Here is a 19,776-nt window from a genome sequence, read left to right as displayed (position 1 = left end):
GGCCACCTCCAGGGAGGTGGCTGTGGACGCGATGCCGTATCCGAACCGTTCGTAGATCGTCGCCTCGGACGCCCGCAGGGTGGCGATCACGTCGCCGCGGGAACGGGCATCCCGAAGTTGCCGACGCACGAGCGCGGAGACCACACCCCTGCGGGTGTGCGTGGGCAGCACCCCGATGTGGGTGACGGCGGTGTGGCGGGTGCGCCCGCCGCCCGGCAGGACGATGCTTCCCGACGTCGCGTCGACGGTACCGACCAGCGCCCCCTCGATGAACGCCCCCAGGGTGCGTCCCGCCTCCAGGTAGTCACCGACCCGGCCGGCGGGAAACGTCGGGCCGGGCGGCAGGCCCACCATGGCGGTCAAGAACAGATCCATCGCCTCCCGAAGTTCCCCTTCGGAGTCGAGGACCCTGATCTCCGGTTCTGCTTGTGCGCTCATACCTCGACAGTAGAATCCGCTCGTCGGACTCCGGCGTCCGACACGAACCGCACTTCGTGAGCAGAGGCCCGAGGTTCGGCGAAGCGGAGCAGGCGCGTGCCCTCCGCCTCGATCGCAGACCGGTTCGAAGCAGTCAGGCGCCGCCATGTCGTAACCTCCAGTACCGCAGCATCTTCGAGCGTTTTCACTTGCGCATTGCCCGCGACGGTGCCACCCACGAGAACCACCGGACGGATGATTCCGTTCTGTGCCACGACCCGCTTCCGAACGTCCTCGGAGACGATCCTGGTGCGGTCGGCGTGCGAGAGCAGCACGTTGTCGAACGGCGCGAGGATCCGCACCGGCGCCGGGGTCGCCGGGTCGGGTCGTGGCGCGTCGGGGAGGTCGAACAGTTCGACGCCGTGCTCGTCCCGGAACACCGCGAGGCCAGGCCGCAGGCGCTCGAAGATCTCCGCCAGTCGGGTCAGACCGCACCAGGCCTGCGCGTCGCGCACACTCGCGGGACCGAAGGCCGCGAGGTAGCGGAGGATCAGCGTGTCGGGCGAGGGCGGTCGCGCCGCCGGATCGAGTCGGGCCCAATCGTCCAGCATCGCGAGGCGGGGCTGCCCTGATCTTCCCCACAATCCGCGCGGCGGGACCTGCACGAGAGGCAACAGCGCCCGCACGCCTTGTGCGAGGGCTGAGGGATCGGCCCCGGGAAACCGTTCCGAGAGCAGCGGACGAAGCTCCTGCGCGCTGCGTGGTGCGTCGCGGAGCAACTCGCGTGCCGCAGCGGTCAATGAGGTCCGGTCGACGCCGTCCAACCCGGAGGCGTAAACGGCGTTGGTATCCAGCACTCGCTCGAGAAACGGCTGCACCCACCCGCGCAGAGCGTGTGCGTCGGTCGCAGACACGGCGAACACGGTGCTGCGCATCAGGACTATCCGTACTACCGCGCGAGATTCGATCAGACGCGACAGCCCTTCGGGCCGAAAACCGCGGAGTCGTGTCCACAGCGCGTAATACGGCGGCATCGGCGCCTGCGCCTGCAACCCCAGCAGGTGCTCGATCATGCTCAGCGGGTCCATGTCGCTGCGGCGCAGCAGATGTTGCCGGGCCAAGGTGGCTCGTCCGAGTTCGCGACTCGTGAGGGTCGGAATGGTCACCGCCACACGATCGCACGCGACTCCGACACTGCACCGCGTAGACACCGCACTGCGGTATCGATCCGGCTACATTCGCCTCGGCCGCGGTCCTCCGATCGGCAGGATCTCTCACCCACCCAGACGCACGAGCGCGGCGTCGGCGGCGGACGCGGCACGCTCCGCGGCGGTCAGATCCTTCTTTGCCGAATTCACTGCACTACGCGCAAATTCGCGTTGCTGTTCCGCATGGGCAAGCTTTTCGCGCAACTCCGCGACACGCGTTTCCGCCGCGGCGAGTTCGTCCTGGGCATGCTCTGCGGCGGTTCTTGCCTCGTCGGCGGCCTTCCGCGCCGAAGCGGCATCGGCTGCGGCCTGCTCGCATTCCTCTCGTTTACGTTCGGCCGCTTCTGCCCGCTTGCGATCGGTTCGCTCAGGCTCACGCGCACCGCGTTCCGGTTTCTTCGTCCCTCGCTTCGAGCCGCCGGAGGTCCGGGATTCGGTGTCGCTGTCCTCGTCCTCATCCGAGTCGGGCACCAGTGTGAGCGGTACCGCGCTCAGGTCACCGAACCCGCTGTACTCGACGATCGCATCGAGGCGTCCGGCGCGCACCCGTTCGGCGACCTCCCGGTCGGCAAGCGCCGCGGTGAGAGTCTGGGAAACCTCCCGCAGAGCGCCGTCGGACACATGACGGCCGTGCTTCGACGCGAGGCGGCCCGCGTCCCGTTCGAGCAACGCCACGACCTGTCGCCGCTGCGCGGACAACCGGCGCAGGTCGTGGCCGGAGAGCTTTCGCTGCGCGGTGCGCAGCTGGTCGCCCAGATCGAACAGCGCGCCGAGTTCGTCGGCACGCTCGCGTGCGAGCAGGTTGACCATCCACGCGGCGACGGTGGGCTTCCGCAGCCGGCCGATTGCGGCCGTCAGTTCACGGTCCCCTGCCTCGCGTGCCTTGGCGGCGTACTCGGACCGGGCCTCGACGAACTCGGCCGGGTCCAACGCGTACAGCTCGTCGGCGATCGTGTCGAGAGTGGCCATGAACCCGAGAGTAATGGCGCACGGCGCCGGTGTGCACCGCCTACTGCCGGAAAGGGGCGGTCCGGACCCGCTCCCGACTCGACCGTCTAGAGCGCGAGCTTGGCGAGCAGGTCGCGCGCCCGTTCGGCGCTGCGCGGCTGGCACAGCACGTCGTACCGGCCGGCGACGAGTTGCATCGTCGACGAGAAATCGCGCTGGCCGCGCGTCGCGGCGTACGGAATCGTCGCCGAGATCAAACCGAAGATGATGCCGCCGACCAGACCGACGAGCAGTGGGCCGAGGAAGTCGGTGGAGAAGATGCCCAGCAGCAGGCCGAAGAACACACCGAGCCACGCACCCGAGACGATGCCACCACCGATGACCTTCGGCCATGTCAACCGGCCGGTGACGCGCTCGACCTGCATGAGGTCGACACCGACGATGGTGACGTCCTCGACGGAGAAGTTCTGGTCGGACAGGTGGTCGACCGCGCGCTGCGCCTCGGCGTAGGTCGTGTACGAACCGACGGGCCATCCGGTGGGTGGTTCCGGCAGACCCGGGACCGGCCGGCCGGGCTGTCCGAGGGGATTCGTCATAAGGTTTCGGCTCCTTCACGCTTGCCGCGCCGTCGGATCCGGCACGCCCGATGTCCATTCTGCCCGGAACGCGGACCCGACGACCACAGTCACCACTACTGCGGTGGCTCGAACCGCTCCGTGCGGCTCATGCCCGCAGCACGACCCTTCGCCGAGATGACGAGAGCCATCTTCCGGCTCGCCTCGTCGATCATCTCGTCGCCGAGCATCGCGGCTCCGCGTGCGCCGCCGTCCGCGGACGTGTGCCATTCGTAGGCGTCGAGAATCATCTCGGCCTTGTCGTAGTCCTCCTGGCGGGGACTGAACACCTCGTTGGCGGCATCGATCTGGCTCGGGTGCAGCACCCATTTGCCGTCGAAGCCCAGCGCTGCGGTGCGCTGCGCCGACCTGCGGAACGCATCGACGTCGCGGATCTGGAGGTACGGGCCGTCGATGGCCTGCAGACCGTGTGCCCGCGCCGCCATGAGGATCGTCATGAGGATGTGGTGGTAGGCGTCGCCGCGGTCGTAGCCGTCGGGCTGCTCTCCGACGACGAGGGTGCGCATGTTGATGCTGGCCATGAAATCCGCCGGACCGAACACCAGTGTCTGGACACGCGGGCTCGCAGTGGCGATCGCATCGATGTTGGTCAGACCGATCGCATTCTCGATCTGGGGCTCGATCCCGATGCGGCCGACCTCGAGGCCGTGGGTCTTCTCGACCTGGGTGAGCAGCAGATCGAGGGCCTGGACGTGGCTGGCGTCGGGCACCTTCGGGAGCAGAATCGCATCGACCGCCGCACCCGCGCCGCCGACGACGGTCGTGACGTCGAGATAGGTGGCCGGAGTGGTCCAGTCGTTGACGCGCACCACCTTGAGCTGGTCGCCCCAGCCGTCCTCGTTGAGAGCTTCGACGATCGTCGTGCGCGCCTGCTCCTTTGCCAGCGGCGAGACCGCGTCTTCGAGGTCGAGGAATATCTCGTCGGCCGGCAAGCCCTTGGCCTTGTCGATCATTTTGCGGCTGCTGCCGGGTACTGCCAACACCGACCGTCGCGGTCTGTACGAGAACGACATGGCCTGACCAAACCTCCAAGTTCCGGCTACGACGAGCGCACGCTCTAGCCTGGCAATCATGGCAGCAGTGAGCAAGGTATTCGCGGCGAGACTCGCCGGTCTGGTGGTGCTCGGCCCCGACGGGGAATCCATCGGTCGTGTCCGCGACATCGTGCTCACCATCCGAATAGGCCGTCAGCAGCCGCGGGTTCTGGGCTTGGTCGTGGAATTACCCACACGCAAGCGGATCTTCGTGCCGATGCTGCGAGTCACCGCGATCGAACCGGGCGCCGTGACACTCGTCACCGGCAATGTGAGTCTGCGCCGGTTCACCCAGCGCCCGTCCGAAGTGCTCACTCTCGCCCAGGTGCTCGATTCGCGGGTGCGGATCGACGACCCGGAGCTGCCGGAACTCCACGGGCTGGACATGGTGGTCGTCGATCTCGGACTCGAACTGACCCGTTCCCGCGACTGGGTGGTCTCGCGCGTCGCGGTGCGCCGGCACCGCGGGCGCCTCGCGCGACGCGCTCCCATGCACGTCGTCGACTGGCAGCACGTGCAGGGACTGACCCAGCGGACCCTTTCGATGCCGGGCCAGGGAGTGTCCCAGTTGCTCCTGCAGTTCGAGGACATGCGCCCAGCGGACGTCGCCAACGCGCTGCGGGAACTTCCTGCCAAGCGCCGCACCGAAGTCGCTGTCGCGCTCGACGACGAACGGCTCGCCGACGTCGTGCAGGAACTTCCTTCGGACGACCAGACCGACCTGCTCAAGGAGCTCGGTCTCGATCGCGCCGTGGACGTCCTCGAGGCAATGGATCCCGACGACGTGGCCGACCTGCTCGGTGAACTGCCCGAGACCGACGCCGAGTCGTTCCTTCAGCGGATGGATCCCGAGGAGTCCGAGCCGGTGCGGCGACTGCTCGAACACTCCCCCGACACGGCCGGTGGCCTCATGACCCCCGAGCCGGTGGTGATGACCCCCGCGACGACGGTCGCCGAAGCCCTTGCGCGGGCCCGCAACCCGGACCTGACGCCCGCGCTCGCGTCGTTGGTCTTCGTGGTGAGACCGCCGACCGCCACCCCCACCGGCAAGTACCTGGGCTGCGTTCATCTGCAACGATTACTGCGCGAACCGCCTGCGAGCCTCGTCGGCGGCATCGTCGACAACGATCTGCCCCGGCTCGATCCCGACGATTCCCTGACCTCGGTGACTCGGTATTTCGCCACCTACAACCTGGTGTGCGGGCCGGTGGTCGACGACGAAGGGCACCTGTTGGGCGCGGTCAGTGTCGACGACGTGCTCGACCATCTGCTGCCCGAGGACTGGCGTGAAGAGGAGACCGAGGATGAGTGACCGAATCACTCAGGGCCGTCAGCGCCTCGAAACCCCGCGGACCTCCCGGTTCCGATTCAACTTCGACGCCGAGGCCGTCGGTCGCGTCAGTGAGTCCATCGCGCGGTTCCTGGGCACCGGACGCTATCTCACGATTCAGACGATCGTCGTGATCGTGTGGATCGCGCTCAACATCTTCGCGGTGAGCCTCCAGTGGGATCCCTATCCGTTCATTCTGCTCAACCTGGCGTTCTCGACGCAGGCGGCGTATGCGGCGCCACTGATCCTTCTCGCGCAGAACCGGCAGGAGAATCGCGACCGGGTCTCGCTCGAGGAGGATCGGGCGCGGGCAGAGCGGACGAAGGCGGACACCGAATTCCTGGCGCGCGAGCTGGCGGCGCTGCGCCTCGCGGTGGGAGAGGTGGCCACCCGCGACTATCTGCGCCGCGAACTCGACGATCTGCGGGCGCTGCTCGTCGAATCCGACGACGAAAGCGGAGTTCCGGGCGCCCCTAAAGCACGGGCTCCGCGGCGCTGACGTCGCAGGGCTCACGCGCACCGTCACTATTATGTAACGTTCATCACAGACTTGCGGATATGAGGGCCGTAACGAAGGTGGGGTGATCGAGTGCGGTGGCGGGCGGTTCTGGCAGTTTCGATGGTCGTGGCGGCAGGGTCGGCGGCAACGGCGTCCTCGTCGACGATTCTCCCGGCGCACCCGGATGCGGGGCGGGGCCCCGACGTCGCGACTGCGGTCTCCGCCTCCGGACTCTCCGGCGAAGGGGCTGCGGGTGTCGGTGTGCTCCCGCCCGATCCGGCCGCTCCGCAGGCCTTCCGCGGCGGGGCATCGCCGGACCCGTTGTCGCAGATTCCGCCCCCGGCACCCGCCGGTTCGGGGCAACCTGCGGTATTCGGAGAGGGTCCGCTGGCCATTCCGGAACTCGTCTACTACGCGTATCGCGCGGCGGAGATGCAACTGACGATCGACAGCCCCGAATGCGGACTCCCCTGGCACCTCCTGGCCTCGATCGGCCGCATCGCGTCTCAGCACGGCGACGGCGGCCGGACGGACGTACTGGGGACCCTGTCCGTGCCGAAGGCGTCGCCCGACGGGCGCATCGGCCCCATGCAGCTGCCTCCGGCGGTCTGGGAGCGATTCTCGTCGGACGGGAACGCCGACGGCGCAGCCGATCCCCAGAACGTGTTCGACGCGACGCTCGCGGCCGGAACGTGGATGTGCGACGGCGGCGCCGGTCTCCGGGAGCCCGAAGCTCAGGCCCGTGCCGTAGCACTGTTCGATCCGTCCCCCGAGTATCTGGCAAACGTGCGGAAGTGGTCCGCCGAGTACGAAAAGGGTGCGGAAGTCGCACCGGGTGCGGGTTGGTCTCCCGTATCGACGGAGGCGCGCCCGGTACCGGGAGTCGCGGATGTCGCGGCGCCTTCGTCTCCCTCCGCGCCGGCCGCACCCGCGAGTCCCGCCGCGCCCGCGAGTCCCGCCGCGCCCGCAGCACCCGCGCCGCAGGGGCAGGACATGCCTGTCCCGCAGCCCCCGGCGTTGCCGGAGCTTCCCGCGCTTCCCGACATTCCGTGCCTGGTTCCCTCGCTGTGTGAGTGACGACGCTCCGGCTCGGAATCCCGAGTCGGCTGCTCGTCGACGCGACCGTCTGCCGGTCGATGTCGGTCTCCGGCGTGTCATCACCGAAGAGTCACAGTTCCCGCTCTCACCGGGCAAAACATCCCTCAACGTGGCCATAAACGCGCGTTACATCACGTTTAAATAACGGAAAAGCTACGAATCGTGTAGCCTGGCACCGCTATATAACGGAGGCATCTCGAAAGAATGCCCGAGGGAGGTACCAGTGGGCCGGCACGTGAAACCGACGGATTCGAAGATCAGGCGTAATTCCGTAATCGCCATGACCGGACTCGTCCCCGTCGGACTCGTCGCCGCAGCCGCGACCACCGCAGGCGCATCGCCTCGCGCCCTGCTCGGCATCCAGCAGCATGAGGCGCAGCCCACCGCCGCCGCGACTTCGCTCGACCTCTCGTCCGTCGTCGAGATCCCGCAGTCGGTCCCCGTCTCCGACACGGTCATGATCGCCGCAGCCGCACCGGCTCCGGCCCCCAAAGCTGCCCCCGTGGCGGAACCGGAACCTGCGGCGCCCGAGGTGCTGCCCGAGGGGCCCCTCGGCATTCCCGGCATCAACTTCGACGCATACCGCAACGCCGAGCGCATCCTCGCAGAGGAGAACCCCGGCTGCGGCATGTACTGGACCCTCCTCGCAGGCATCGGACGCGTCGAATCCGGCCACGCCAACGGCGGCAAGGCCGACGACAAGGGCAACCTGTTCGAGCCCGTCATCGGCCTGCCCCTCAACGGCAGCCTCCGCGGCCAGGCGACCATCCACGACACCGACGGTGGCGTCCTCGACGGCGACACCGTGTACGACCGCGCCGTCGGTCCCATGCAGTTCATTCCCACCACGTGGAACCAGTACGCGGGCGACGGCGACGGCGACGGCAGCGCCAACCCTCAGAATCTCTACGATTCGACGCTCACCACCGCGCGGTACCTGTGCGACGGTGGACTCGACATGCGCAACCTCGCGCACTCGACGAAAGCCATCCACCGATACAACAACTCGATGGCGTACGTCGCCAACGTGCTCGCGTGGTCGGCTGCCTACTCCACCGGTGTCACACCGAGCCCGGCGGACCTGCCGCGCATCCACTGAGCGAGTCCCGCCTACCATGGGCGTCATGGCAGTCAGTGAGTCAGATGTCCGCAGTGCGCTCGCACGGGTGCAGGATCCCGAGATCCGCAAACCCATCACCGATCTGGGCATGGTCAAGAGCATCGAAATCGGTGCCGACGGCAGTGTCGACGTCGCCGTCTACCTGACCACCGCCGGATGCCCGATGCGGACGGAGATCTCCGACCGTGTCACCACGGCCGTCGCCGACGTCGCCGGTGTCGGCGAAGTCCGCGTCACGCTCGATGTGATGAACGACGAACAGCGCACCGCCCTGCGCAAGTCCCTTCGCGGCGACTCCACCGAACCCGTCATCCCGTTCGCGCAGCCCGGTTCCCTCACCCGCGTCTATGCCGTCGCATCCGGCAAGGGCGGTGTCGGCAAATCGTCCGTCACCGTCAACCTCGCCGCAGCGATGGCCGCACGCGGGTTGTCCGTCGGAGTGCTCGACGCCGACATCTACGGGCATTCGATCCCCCGCATGCTCGGCACGTCCGCCAAGCCCACGCAGGTGGAGCGGATGATCATGCCCCCGGTCGCGCACAACGTGAAGATGATCTCCATCGCCCAGTTCACCGAGGGCAACACGCCCGTCGTGTGGCGCGGGCCGATGCTGCACCGCGCGCTGCAGCAGTTCCTCGCCGACGTGTTCTGGGGTGACCTCGACGTCCTGCTCCTCGATCTGCCCCCCGGCACGGGCGACGTCGCGATCTCCGTCGCCCAGCTCATCCCCAACGCCGAGATCCTCGTCGTCACCACGCCGCAGCAGGCAGCGGCCGAAGTCGCCGAGCGAGCCGGGTCCATCGCGCTCCAGACGCGCCAGCGCATCGCCGGCGTCGTGGATAACATGTCGTGGCTCGAATTGCCGGACGGCACGCGGATGGACGTATTCGGCACCGGCGGCGGGCAAGCGGTTGCCGAACGACTCTCTCGCGCCGTCGGAGCCGAGGTTCCGCTGCTCGGGCAGATTCCACTCGATCCCGCGATCCGCGAGTCCGGCGACGCGGGTACCCCGATCGTGCTCAGTGCGCCCGAGTCGGCGCCGGGAATGGCATTGACCGCGATCGCCGACAAGCTCGCGGTTCGCAAGCGCGGCCTGGCCGGCATGTCGCTGGGGATCGACACGACCCGCCACCTCTAGCGCGCTGCGGCCTCGGCGGCCCGAAGGCTAGGTCGCGTCGGGATCGATCGGGGGTTTCTCGCCGGGGGCGAGGGGCTTGGACAGGTTCGGACGCGGCGCCGGGCCGTTGGGGGACGGCGCTGCGGGTGTGTCGAAGTTGCCGGTGAGGACCGAGTCGTCGCCGTCCAGCAGATGCTTGGTGATGACCGCGCGGGGGGTCATGCCGCGAAGCTGGTTGAGTTCCGAGAGCGGCTGGCGCAGATCGTCGAACTCGGGGCCGAGTTCTTCCTTGAGCTGTGCTCGGGCACCGGACGCGTAATCGCGCACCTGCCGCAGCGACTTCGTCACCCACGACACTGCGCCCGGTAACCGCTCCGGGCCGAGGACGACGAGCGCCGCGACGAGGAGGACTATGAACTCGCCCCAACCGATGTTGCCGAACACGGATACAGAGTACGTGGTTCACGCGGGAATGCAGCTCCCGCGGTCCACGTCACACCGTGTGTGCAGCGGTTTCAGTCGGATTCGGGCGTGACTTGCACGTCGACGATCCGACCGCTGCGTACGAGCTGGACGGTGACCGGTTCGCCGATCTTCTGGGCGTGCACCGCGACCACGAGTTCGTCGGAGCTGGCGACCTCCCGGTCGCCGACCTTGACGATCACGTCTCCCTCGACGATTCCCGCACGCTGCGCCGGACCGTCCTGCTGAACGTTCGCGATCTCGGCGCCACTCGCGACGTCGTTGACGACAGTGCGGGCATTGACGCCGATTTCCGGATGCTTCATCTCGCCGTTGCGGATGAGCTCCTGGACGACTTCGGTGACGTCATCGATGGGGATTGCGAACCCGAGACCGACCGAACCACCGGTTTCGGATTTGATTGCCGAGTTGATGCCGATGACCCGCCCTTCGGCGTCGACGAGCGGTCCACCCGAGTTACCGGGGTTGATCGACGCATCCGTCTGGACGGCGTCGATCACCGCGTCGGTGTCGGTGCCCTGTCCGCTCAGACGCATCGGACGATGCAGCGCACTGACGATGCCGCGGGTGACGGTCTTGCTCAGGCCGAGCGGCGAACCGACAGCGACCACGTCCTCACCGACCTGGACATCTTCCGAACGACCGAGTTCGGCGACGACGAGGTTGTCCACGTCCTCGACTGCGAGCACCGCCAGGTCCGTCTTGATGTCGCGGCCGACGATGGAGGCGGGCACCTTGGTGCCGTCGTCGAAGGTGACCTGCACCTTTGCGTCCGGATTGGTCGCGGCCATGGACACGACATGGTTGTTGGTGACGATGTATCCGTCGCCGTCGATCACGACGCCGGACCCCGTGCCGGCGTCCGTGCCGAGAGTGACCTGGATCGACACCACGGAGGGAAGCACGGCGTCGGCGACACGTGCAACGGCTCCGGAGGGAAGCTGATCGCCACCGGCAACCTGCGTCAGCGACACGCCGCGGCTGGTCAGGGACCCGTTGTCGGAAGTGATCAGCGCTACCACGAGGCCACCGACCATGGCGATGACGACTGCCAGGCCGGCGAGGGCGGCGAGGGCGCGGGGTTCGACGCGACGGTCGAACAACACTTCCCGCAGGGTGAGCTTCGGTGCAAGCGGCAGATCCTGGTGTGCCGTGCGTTCGACGGGAGGTCCGAGCCGGACCGCGGAGTCCGGGTCACGCCACGGGTCGGGTTCGCCTTCGGCGCCGTCCGGGTCGGTGCCGGATTCCGACGGGGGACGCTGCAACGTGTCGTCTGCGTCGCCCGGACGGCCGTAGGCCTCGGCGAGCATCGGATCCGGCGGCGGCGCGTTTCGGATCCGGGGCTCTTCCGCGCGGACGGACCCGAACGACCCGGCCGTGTCCGACGGACGGCCGAAAACCCGCGCCGATGCCTGATCGACCGCGGGCCGGTACACGGGCCGCGGATCGAGCCGAGGCGCGTCGGAAGGACGGACAATCGCTCCGGACGATGTGTCCGGCTTGCCCGAGGACGCGTCGGGTAGGGACGCACCGTTGCCGGCGCCGATGTCCCCGCGCCCGGTTTGCTGCACAGATTCCGCCGTCACGCGTGTCCGTCTCCCCCGTGTAGGTCCGTCACGCAGCCCAGTATCACCGATACCACCGCGAGCGCTGTTACCGCCCGGTCGCTCACCTGCGACGGCGGATCGACCACCGTCGTGCTCCGGGCCACGGTTCCGGGAACGAGACGCCGAAATTGTCCTGCAGCGAGGCGGGCCGCTGTGCCGGTTCGCCGGACGCGGTCTCGCGCAGGTGCAGGGGGATGCTGTTGAGCGCACCGAGCAGGGAGCTGGGCATCTGCGGAGCCCGTTGCGCAGCCGCGCGCAGCGCGTGCCGGGCCTGCTGCTGGGCTTCGACTTCGGCGGCGCATTCGGGACAGATCGACAGGTGTTCCGCGGCGCGCAGGTACGGAGTCATGCGCAATTCGCCGTCGACGTACGCTGCAACGGCCTCGCTGGCCAAGTGCTCCGTGGAACCGAACCTGCGAGGTGGCTGCACCATCGTCATCAAACCCTCCTGGCGGCTACCCCGCATCGACGCGACCGATTTCGGTCCTTCCATGTTCGCGCAGATACTCACGTAGCGCCGCGCGACCTCGGTGGATGCGACTCCGCACCGTTCCGAGCTTCACTCCCAGTGTGGCACCGATTTCCTCGTAGGACAGACCTTCGATGTCACAGAGCACCACCGCGGCGCGGTACTCGGGTGCCAGGCTGTCCAGTGCGGACTGCAGACCGGCGTCGAGACGCGCATCGTGGTAGATCTCTTCGGGATTGGGCCCTTCGGCCGGTACACGATCGTAGTCGTCGGGCAACGCTTCCATGCGGATGCGGTTGCGGCGGCGAACCATGTCGAGAAACAGATTCGTAGTGATTCGGTGCAGCCAGCCTTCGAAGGTGCCCGGCTGGTAGTCCTGGAGCGAGCGGAAGACGCGGATGAACGTGTCCTGGGTGAGGTCTTCGGCGTCCTGGGCGTTGCCGGAGAGCCGGTAGGCCAACCGGTACACACGATCGCCGTGCTCACGGACGAGCTCGTCCCACGACGGCATCGCCGTCCGATCCCCGGTAGCATCGAACACCGCCGTGCCTGTGAGCTCGATCGCGCCGGTCTCGCCGTGGGTGGCACGGTCGAGAACTGCGGCGTCGTCGAGAGCAGGGGCGTCGTGCGCGAGAACGCTGTGGGGTTGGGCCATGTGGATCGCTGGATCCTCCTCTTCGGACCGCTCGACATCGGTGCTTGCGGGGTGCAACGTGCGAGCTCACCGGTTTGTTCCAGTTCGCCGCCCGTATTGTGGGCCACACCGCGAGACGCGTGCCGTGCAGTTGTGCTGCGTGTGCTGACCTTTACTCTTCCCTACGTCGATGTGGTTGCCGTATGAGTAACCTGAAACGACGCTGAGAAACCCGACGGACGATCCGGTCGAGAATTCAAGGGTCCTACGTGCGCGCCTGCCTGCACGGATGGCAGCGTGACGATAGCCTCCTTGGGGTGCAGACCAACGCCGATCGGATCCTGGCCCACGCCGAAAATGTCGTCGTCGAAGACGAATCACTCGCCGCTGCGCGCGACCGCGCGCTCGATCTCGGCGCAGACCCCGTCTCGCCCTCCGTCGGCGCGGCGCTCGCGCTGTTCGCCCGGATGCTCGACGCGAAGACGGTCGTGGAGATCGGGACGGGCGCCGGAGTGAGCGGATTGTGGATTCTGCACGGCCTGCGCGAGGACGGTGTCCTCACCACCATCGACAGCGAGCCGGAGCATCAGCGTGCCGCGAAGATCGCCTTCCGGGAGGGCGGCGTGGCCGCCTCACGCACGCGACTGATCAATGGTCGCGCGCTCGACGTGCTGCCCCGCCTCGCCGACTCCGGGTACGACCTGGTCTTCGTCGACGCCACCCCCGCAGACCATCCGCACTACGTGCGTGAAGGCGTGCGGTTGCTGCGGCCGGGCGGAGTGATCGTGTTGCACAACGCCCTGCTCGAGGGTCGCGTGGCCGACCCGACGGCACGCGATTCCACGGTGCTCGCTGTCCGCGAGGCGGCCCGAGCCGTGTCTTCCGACGACCGGCTGGCCCCGGTGGTGCTCCCGCTCGGCGACGGGTTGCTGTGCGCCGTGCGGCTCAACTGAGCCGGTTCGCGGCGGAGCGCTAGATCCACACGCCCTTGCCGATCGCGACGACGCCGCCGTTGCTCACAGCGAACCGCTGACGGTCGCGTTCGAGGTCGACGCCGATGATTTCGCCGTCACCCACCACGACGTTCTTGTCGAGGATCGCGTGACGCACCACGGCGCCCTTCCCGATCCGCACGCCCGGCATCAGCACGCTGCCCTCGACCGTCGCGCCGTCCTCGACCATGACGTTGGAACTGAGCACCGAGTTGCGGACGGTGGCCGCGGAGAGGATGCAGCCGGCCCCGACGATCGATTCCTGGGCCAGTCCGCCCTGGACGAACTTCGCGGGTGGCAGATTCTCCATGGCCCCGCGGATCGGCCAGCGCCTGTTGTAGAGGTTGAAGATCGGGTGCACCGAGACGAGGTCCATGTGGGCGTCGTAGAACGCGTCGAGCGTTCCGACGTCGCGCCAGTAGCCGCGGTCGCGTTCGGTGGCGCCCGGTACGACGTTGTCCTTGAAGTCGTAGACGTGCGCCTCGCCCGCGGCGACGAGAGCCGGAATGATGTCGCCGCCCATGTCGTGGTCGGAGTCCGGGTTCTCCGAATCGGCGCGCAAGGCTTCCACGAGCGTCTTGGTGGTGAAGACGTAGTTACCCATCGACGCGAAGGTGGCGTTGGGGTCGTCGGGTGTACCCGGAGGGTGCGTCGGCTTCTCCAGGAACTGGGTGATGCGTCCCTGATCGTCGCTGTCGATGCAGCCGAACGCGAACGCTTCGCTGCGCGGCACCCGGATTCCGGCGACCGTGACGCCCGCCCCCGATTCGATGTGTTCCCGCACCATCTGCTCGGGATCCATCCGGTACACGTGGTCGGCACCGAAAACGACGATGTACTCGGGATCCTCGTCGTAGACCAGATTCAGCGACTGGAGGATCGCGTCGGCACTACCGGTGTACCAACGCGGTCCGAGTCGCTGCTGGGCGGGAACCGGGGTGATGTATTCGCCGGTGAAGCCGGACAGGCGCCAGGTCTGGGAGATGTGTCGGTCGAGCGAGTGCGACTTGTACTGCGTGAGAACGCAGATGCGCAGGTACCCGGCGTTCACCAGGTTGCTCAAGACGAAATCGATCAGTCGATATGCGCCGCCGAACGGCACGGCCGGCTTGGCGCGGTCTGCTGTCAGCGGGTACAGGCGTTTGCCCTCGCCGCCGGCGAGCACGATTCCAAGCACATGGGGCTGGCTCCTCACACGGTCAACCTATCCGCACCCACACCCCCTCGCCAGCGAAGCGCTTTTTCGGATCGCGGGATCGAGCCGTGAAATCGAGCCGGAAATCGGATAACGCCCGGATACCTATACCCCTAGGGGGTATATACTGAGTGACATGAGCGACTCAATGGTTCCTGCGGCCGTCGGCGAGTCGGCCTCGTGCCACACCACCCACGGCTACATCGGCGACAAGAGCAAGTACCTGGCCCGCATCAAGCGGATCGAGGGCCAGACCCGCGGTATCCACCGCATGATCGACGAAGAGCAGTACTGCATCGACATTCTTACCCAGATCTCCGCGCTCACCAAGGCCCTCGAGGGACTTGCGCTCGGATTGCTCGACGACCACCTCCGGCACTGCGTCGTCGACGCGGCCAAGACCGGCGGCGAGGAAGCGGATCTCAAAATCAAGGAGGCATCCGACGCCATCGCGCGCCTCGTTCGCTCCTGACCGTCGCGCACCTGGCCTCCCGGTGTCTGCCGAGTGGCCGGAATGTCGCCGGGCGGATAGTTTGAGTCGGTGCGGTTGGCAATGATGACACGGGAGTATCCGCCCGAGGTCTATGGCGGTGCAGGTGTCCATGTCACCGAACTGGTCGGGCAGCTGCGCCGACTGTGCGAGGTGGACGTGCACTGCATGGGCGCACCCCGCGACACCGCATTCGTGCACTCACCCGATCCCGCCCTCGCGGGGGCCAACGCGGCACTGACCACCCTGTCCGCGGAACTACGCATGGCGCACGCCGCGGCCGGAGTCGACGTCGTGCATTCGCACACCTGGTACTCGGGTCTGGCCGGTCACCTCGCCGCCGAACTGTACGACGTGCCGCACGTGCTCACCGCGCACTCCCTCGAGCCGCGCCGGCCGTGGAAAGCGGAGCAGCTCGGGGGCGGCTACCGGATCTCGTCGTGGTCCGAACGCAACGCGGTGCAGTACGCCGACGCTGTCATCGCCGTCAGCGACGGTATGCGACTCGACGTCCTCGACGCGTATCCGTTCGTCGACCCCGCCCGGGTCCACGTGGTGCGCAACGGCATCGACACGTCCACGTGGCACCCCGGTCCGGCCGAGCCTGCCTCCGAGTCCGCCCTGACCCGGATCGGTATCGACCCCGACCGCCCGATCGTCGCATTCGTAGGACGGATCACCCGGCAGAAGGGAGTCGGGCACCTCGTTGCGGCGGCCCACGACCTCGACCCCGAAATCCAGCTGGTGCTGTGCGCGGGTGCACCCGACACCCCCGAGATTGCCGCCGAGACCGAGCGCGCGGTCGCCGAACTGCAGCGTGTCCGCGGCAATGTGTTCTGGGTCCAGGAGATGCTGCCCGCCGAGTCGGTGCGGGAGATCCTCTCCGCGGCGCGGGTGTTCGTGTGCCCGTCGGTCTACGAGCCGCTGGGCATCGTGAACCTCGAAGCGATGGCCTGCGAAACCGCGGTCGTCGCCTCGGACGTCGGCGGTATCCCGGAGGTCGTGGAGGACGGCGTCACCGGCCGGCTGGTGCACTACAACTCGTACGAACCGCAAGCCTACGAACGCGCCCTCGCCGACGCCATCAACGACCTCGCGGGCGATGCCGACCGCGCCGCCGAATACGGCCGTGCGGGGAGGAACCGCGCGATCACCGAGTTCTCCTGGGCGCAGATCGCCCGGCAGACCCTGACCGTCTATCAGGACGTGATCAGCCACCGCTGACGCGGGGCTCGGAGCCCGCGTCGTCCGTGGCGGTGTCGTCGTCCGGACCGGTGTCGTCGCGGCGGATCCAGGTGGACACGACCACCGACGCGGTCACNTCGAAGGGTTCCGGGAGAGCGCCGATCATCTCGGTGCGCTGCTGCGCCGAGAGATGGTGAGCGGACGGACCCATTCCCGCGAGTTGTTCCAGGGCAGGGTGCCCCAGCGCCATCGGAAACCGCACCTCGACGCGTCCGGTGCGCTCGAACAGTCCTGACAGGGCCGCCGAGAGCCGTTCGGTCTTGTTCTCGTCGACCCGCACCATCCCGGGCAGCGTCACGAGTTGGTGGAGGTGCTCGGAGGTCGGCGACACGACGACGAGTACGCCTCCCCGCCCGAGCACGCGGTGGATTTCGGGGGCATTGCGCGGCGCGAAGACCGCCATCACGTGGGTGAGCGCACCCGACCGGACCGGAAGCCGCCGCCAGACGTCGGCGAGCACCGATCCCACCCTCGGGTGGCTGCGGGCGACACGACGGGCCGCGGGTTTGGAGACGTCGAGACCGATGCCGCGGGATCCGGGCATCGCGTCGAGGACGGTCGCAAGGTACTGGCCGGTTCCGGCACCGACTTCGAGAACGCGCGGTGCGTCCGCGTCGTCGCCCGATGCGGGCGTGCCGGCGGCATCGACACAGGCCGCGGCCACGGCCTCGCGTATCGGGTCGTAGTAGCCGGCACCGAGGAACTCTCCGCGGGAGGCGATCATGTCGGCGGTGTCGCCGGTGAAAGGGGTGGCGCCGCCGGCAAGCAGTCCGACATAGCCCTGCCGGGCAACATCGAAAGTGTGCCCCCGTGCGCACAGGACCACAGCGTCGTCGAGGTCGAGCTCGCCATCGCAGTGCGGGCACGCCAGCAGGTCGATCACCGTATCGAGCATCGACACACCTCACTCACGACGAACACGCTGTCGGAGAGGACCGGAGAGAACCGGACGGCACCGGGCCTCGCGCACCGAAGAGCGCGAGGCCCGAAATGCCCGAGGGAGGGCCGATCAGCTGGTAACACTCTTGAGTTCGTCGCCCAGGGCCGCAGCCTCTTCCGGCGTGAGCTCGACGACCAGACGTCCGCCGCCCTCGAGTGGAACCCTCATGACGATTCCTCGTCCCTCTTTGGTTGCTTCGAGGGGACCGTCCCCGGTCCGGGGCTTCATGGCCGCCATCCTCTGCTCCCTCCAAATCTGCGCCCGACCGCCGGACGCGTGGGTTACCGTGTGGTTGCCTCGTCGATGTCGACGATGCGCGCTAGCTCATTCTTCCCTATCGGGATCTCGACCCGATACCTGACTCCACCGTCAGGACCGCTCGGGCGTGTGAACCAGCTCATCGCACCTCGCATGCGGCGAGGTGATCGTCGACCATCCCGACGGCCTGCATCAACGCATATGCCGTGGTAGGACCCACAAACCTGAACCCGCGACGCTTGAGTTCCCGTGCCATTGCCGTCGACTCCTCGGTCACCGCGGGAATCAGTGCAGGCGACTCCGGTCGTCGCGCGCGCCGCGGTGGCGCGAAGGACCAGAGGAGCGTGTCGAGGTCGGTGTCCTGCAGCTCGAGGACGACCCGGGCGTTGGCCACGACCGCCTCGATCTTGCGTCTGTTCCTCACGATCCCCGCATCTTGCAGCAGCCGTGTCACGTCGTCCTCGGCGTACCGGGCGACGACGTCCACATCGAATCCGGCGAAGGCCGCCCGGAATGCCTCGCGCTTGCGCAGGATCGTCAACCACGACAGCCCCGACTGGAAGGCCTCGAGTGCCAGCCGCTCGAACAATGCGTCGCGGCCGTGGAGCTCGCGTCCCCACTCGGTGTCGTGGTAGTCGCGATACACGGTCGACCCCGGCGGTTCCACCACCCAGGGACACCGGACGAGGCCGTCGGCGCTCATCGGCTCTCCCGGGTCTCGGTGCCGACAGAGTGCGGCGACTGCTCGTCCGGTACCACCTCCGGCACAGGCTCGTCCGCGGGGTCCGGCTCGTCCGTCCGTGACGACGCCTCTGCCGGTGCCGCTTCGTCCGGGGCCGCCGTGGCCTCGTACTCGTCGAGACGGGCCCGCAGGTCGTCGATCTCGCGGGCCATCCGGTCCAGCGCCCAGTCCACCTCGCTCATCTTGTATCCGCGCAGAACCTGCTGGAAGCGCAGGTCGCGGATATCCCTTCCGGTGACATCCGAGGCGGGCAGCACCGTCGTGGTGGTGCCCGGCGGGATCGGAGCGAGCGCCTCCCCCCGGCCGAACACGGTGCTCGCGACGAAGAACAGCACCGCCCCGACGAGCACCATGACGCCCACGTACAGCAGAACGGTCAGCATGCTCCGATCCTGACACGGACATCCGACACCGCGGCACCGGCAGGTGCGGTCGTCAGCGGACGACGCTGTTCATCGGCGGGCGGTCTTCGAGACTGACCGCGGTGTCGACGGGTACGAACGAGTCGCCGTCGACGAAGAACTGGGTCAGCGGCGCGCCCGAATCCGGGATCCCGCACCGCCCCAGCATCGTTCCGACGATCTGCCGGCTCATCGCGCCCAGCTCGTGGAGCGGTCGGTTCCGGTGCTTGCGCACCCCCAGGTTCACCTGCGCGATCGCGTTCAGCCCGAGGCGGTCGTACGTGTCGAGCAGCAGTCCGATCTCCACGCCGTAGCCCGGGGCGAACGGCACCGCCTCCAACAGCTCCCGCGTCCCGGCGTACTCACCACCGAGAGGCTGCAGAACGCACGTCAATTCGGGGCGCAGCGCGGCGAGCAGCGGCCGGGCCACGAGTTCGGTGACCCGTCCGCCGCCGTGTGTGTCCTCCGAGCCGCTCACCCGTAGCGGACGGCGGTAGTACCCCTTGACGAGGTGGATACCGTCGCCGAGCAGCAGCGGCCCGAGCAGCTTCGGAACGAAGGCCGGATCCGGCTTGATCAGATCCGAGTCGACGAAGGCGATCAGGTCGCCGGAGGTCGCCGCGAGCGAACGCCACAGCACCTCCCCCTTACCCGCGACCGGTTCGACGGCGGGGACCGCTTCTTCCCGGGACAGGACGCGGGCACCGGCCGCGCGGGCACGTGCGGCGGTCTCGTCGGTCGAACCCGAGTCGAGGACCACCAGTTCGTCGACGAGACCGCCGAGCAGCGGATGGATCGTGTCGACGACGCCCGCGACCGTGTCCTCCTCGTCGAGGGCGGGCAGAACGACCGGGACGGTGCGTCCGGCCTTCGCCCGGTCCAGTTCCGCGACCCTCCCGGCGGGCTGATCCCAG

At 68.0% G+C, this 19,776-nt stretch carries 23 protein-coding genes; 8 read left to right on the top strand and 15 right to left on the bottom strand.

What is annotated here, in order from left to right:
• The 5 genes from Q8814_RS16510 to Q8814_RS16490 all read right to left on the bottom strand — a co-directional run.
• Nucleotides 1-438, bottom strand: a 438-nt coding sequence (locus Q8814_RS16510; protein ID WP_330153095.1) for a GNAT family N-acetyltransferase, incomplete at its 3' end; no start/stop codon positions are given.
• Entirely contained in the window at nucleotides 435-1,583 is a 1,149-nt protein-coding gene (locus Q8814_RS16505) for a winged helix DNA-binding domain-containing protein (RefSeq protein ID WP_330153094.1), read from the bottom strand. The genes Q8814_RS16510 and Q8814_RS16505, both read right to left, overlap by 4 nt.
• Before the next feature lie 108 nt (nucleotides 1,584-1,691).
• A complete protein-coding gene (locus tag Q8814_RS16500; RefSeq protein ID WP_330153093.1) occupies nucleotides 1,692-2,594 on the bottom strand; it encodes a hypothetical protein in 903 nt (300 codons plus the stop codon).
• Nucleotides 2,595-2,680: 86 nt separating this feature from the next.
• The gene (locus Q8814_RS16495) at nucleotides 2,681-3,169 is read right to left on the bottom strand and encodes a general stress protein (RefSeq protein ID WP_330153092.1); all 489 of its coding nucleotides are present in this window, start codon (nucleotides 3,167-3,169) and stop codon (nucleotides 2,681-2,683) included.
• A gap of 95 nt (nucleotides 3,170-3,264) precedes the next feature.
• Nucleotides 3,265-4,221: an HpcH/HpaI aldolase/citrate lyase family protein gene (locus Q8814_RS16490; RefSeq protein WP_330153091.1), complete on the bottom strand. Its 957-nt coding sequence runs from the start codon at nucleotides 4,219-4,221 to the stop codon at nucleotides 3,265-3,267.
• A 58-nt stretch (nucleotides 4,222-4,279) separates the two neighbouring features.
• Here Q8814_RS16490 and Q8814_RS16485 point away from each other — a divergent pair, with 58 nt between their 5' ends.
• From Q8814_RS16485 to Q8814_RS16465, 5 genes are all read left to right on the top strand, one after another.
• On the top strand, nucleotides 4,280-5,554 hold the full coding sequence (locus tag Q8814_RS16485) for a magnesium transporter MgtE N-terminal domain-containing protein (RefSeq protein WP_330153090.1): 1,275 nt from the start codon (nucleotides 4,280-4,282) through the stop codon (nucleotides 5,552-5,554).
• The gene (locus Q8814_RS16480; RefSeq protein ID WP_330153089.1) at nucleotides 5,547-6,071 is read left to right on the top strand and encodes a DUF1003 domain-containing protein; all 525 of its coding nucleotides are present in this window, start codon (nucleotides 5,547-5,549) and stop codon (nucleotides 6,069-6,071) included. The genes Q8814_RS16485 and Q8814_RS16480 overlap by 8 nt, the downstream gene beginning before the upstream one ends.
• Nucleotides 6,072-6,161: 90 nt before the next feature.
• Entirely contained in the window at nucleotides 6,162-7,148 is a 987-nt protein-coding gene (locus Q8814_RS16475; protein WP_330153088.1) for a lysozyme family protein, read from the top strand.
• A 244-nt stretch (nucleotides 7,149-7,392) separates the two neighbouring features.
• Entirely contained in the window at nucleotides 7,393-8,268 is an 876-nt protein-coding gene (locus Q8814_RS16470) for a lytic transglycosylase domain-containing protein (RefSeq protein WP_330153087.1), read from the top strand.
• Between the two features lie 25 nt (nucleotides 8,269-8,293).
• The gene (locus Q8814_RS16465) at nucleotides 8,294-9,427 is read left to right on the top strand and encodes an Mrp/NBP35 family ATP-binding protein (RefSeq protein ID WP_330153086.1); all 1,134 of its coding nucleotides are present in this window, start codon (nucleotides 8,294-8,296) and stop codon (nucleotides 9,425-9,427) included.
• A gap of 27 nt (nucleotides 9,428-9,454) precedes the next feature.
• Here Q8814_RS16465 and tatB read toward each other — a convergent pair whose 3' ends face one another.
• From tatB to sigE, 4 genes are all read right to left on the bottom strand, one after another.
• A complete protein-coding gene (tatB, locus tag Q8814_RS16460; RefSeq protein WP_330153085.1) occupies nucleotides 9,455-9,850 on the bottom strand; it encodes a Sec-independent protein translocase protein TatB in 396 nt (131 codons plus the stop codon).
• Between the two features lie 71 nt (nucleotides 9,851-9,921).
• On the bottom strand, nucleotides 9,922-11,475 hold the full coding sequence (locus Q8814_RS16455; RefSeq protein WP_408015920.1) for a S1C family serine protease: 1,554 nt from the start codon (nucleotides 11,473-11,475) through the stop codon (nucleotides 9,922-9,924).
• A gap of 82 nt (nucleotides 11,476-11,557) precedes the next feature.
• Nucleotides 11,558-11,935 carry an anti-sigma factor family protein gene (locus Q8814_RS16450; protein WP_330153084.1) on the bottom strand — a complete coding sequence of 126 codons (378 nt, stop codon included), beginning with the start codon at nucleotides 11,933-11,935 and terminating at the stop codon, nucleotides 11,558-11,560.
• Nucleotides 11,936-11,951: 16 nt separating this feature from the next.
• Nucleotides 11,952-12,620, bottom strand: coding sequence for an RNA polymerase sigma factor SigE (gene sigE / locus Q8814_RS16445; RefSeq protein ID WP_330153083.1), 669 nt, complete (start codon nucleotides 12,618-12,620; stop codon nucleotides 11,952-11,954).
• 296 nt (nucleotides 12,621-12,916) lie between these two features.
• Here sigE and Q8814_RS16440 point away from each other — a divergent pair, with 296 nt between their 5' ends.
• Nucleotides 12,917-13,552, top strand: a complete 636-nt coding sequence (locus tag Q8814_RS16440) for an O-methyltransferase (protein WP_330153082.1) — start codon at nucleotides 12,917-12,919, stop codon at nucleotides 13,550-13,552.
• 19 nt (nucleotides 13,553-13,571) lie between these two features.
• Here Q8814_RS16440 and glgC read toward each other — a convergent pair whose 3' ends face one another.
• Nucleotides 13,572-14,786, bottom strand: coding sequence for a glucose-1-phosphate adenylyltransferase (glgC, locus tag Q8814_RS16435; RefSeq protein WP_330153081.1), 1,215 nt, complete (start codon nucleotides 14,784-14,786; stop codon nucleotides 13,572-13,574).
• Between the two features lie 136 nt (nucleotides 14,787-14,922).
• Between glgC and Q8814_RS16430 the strand changes: the two genes are divergently transcribed.
• On the top strand, nucleotides 14,923-15,258 hold the full coding sequence (locus tag Q8814_RS16430; protein ID WP_330153080.1) for a metal-sensitive transcriptional regulator: 336 nt from the start codon (nucleotides 14,923-14,925) through the stop codon (nucleotides 15,256-15,258).
• Between the two features lie 69 nt (nucleotides 15,259-15,327).
• The gene (gene glgA / locus Q8814_RS16425) at nucleotides 15,328-16,500 is read left to right on the top strand and encodes a glycogen synthase (protein ID WP_330153079.1); all 1,173 of its coding nucleotides are present in this window, start codon (nucleotides 15,328-15,330) and stop codon (nucleotides 16,498-16,500) included.
• Here glgA and Q8814_RS16420 read toward each other — a convergent pair.
• The 5 genes from Q8814_RS16420 to Q8814_RS16400 form a co-directional block, all read right to left on the bottom strand.
• On the bottom strand, nucleotides 16,487-17,416 hold the full coding sequence (locus tag Q8814_RS16420; protein ID WP_330153078.1) for a putative RNA methyltransferase: 930 nt from the start codon (nucleotides 17,414-17,416) through the stop codon (nucleotides 16,487-16,489). The two genes, glgA and Q8814_RS16420, sit on opposite strands and share 14 nt — an antisense overlap.
• Before the next feature lie 114 nt (nucleotides 17,417-17,530).
• On the bottom strand, nucleotides 17,531-17,698 hold the full coding sequence (locus tag Q8814_RS16415; protein ID WP_006554284.1) for a DUF3117 domain-containing protein: 168 nt from the start codon (nucleotides 17,696-17,698) through the stop codon (nucleotides 17,531-17,533).
• Between the two features lie 160 nt (nucleotides 17,699-17,858).
• Nucleotides 17,859-18,422 (bottom strand): DNA-3-methyladenine glycosylase I, encoded by a 564-nt coding sequence (locus Q8814_RS16410; RefSeq protein WP_330153077.1) that lies wholly within the window; start codon nucleotides 18,420-18,422, stop codon nucleotides 17,859-17,861.
• Nucleotides 18,419-18,844 carry a DivIVA domain-containing protein gene (locus Q8814_RS16405; protein WP_330153076.1) on the bottom strand — a complete coding sequence of 142 codons (426 nt, stop codon included), beginning with the start codon at nucleotides 18,842-18,844 and terminating at the stop codon, nucleotides 18,419-18,421. Before Q8814_RS16405 ends, Q8814_RS16410 begins: the two co-directional genes overlap by 4 nt.
• 52 nt (nucleotides 18,845-18,896) lie before the next feature.
• The coding region (locus Q8814_RS16400) for a glucosyl-3-phosphoglycerate synthase (RefSeq protein ID WP_330153075.1) at nucleotides 18,897-19,776 on the bottom strand (880 nt) is incomplete at its 5' end.

Source organism: Rhodococcus chondri (assembly GCF_036327435.1).
Classification (GTDB): Bacteria; Actinomycetota; Actinomycetes; order Mycobacteriales; family Mycobacteriaceae; genus Rhodococcus; species Rhodococcus chondri.
This window is presented reverse-complemented; position numbering and strand designations above follow the sequence as displayed.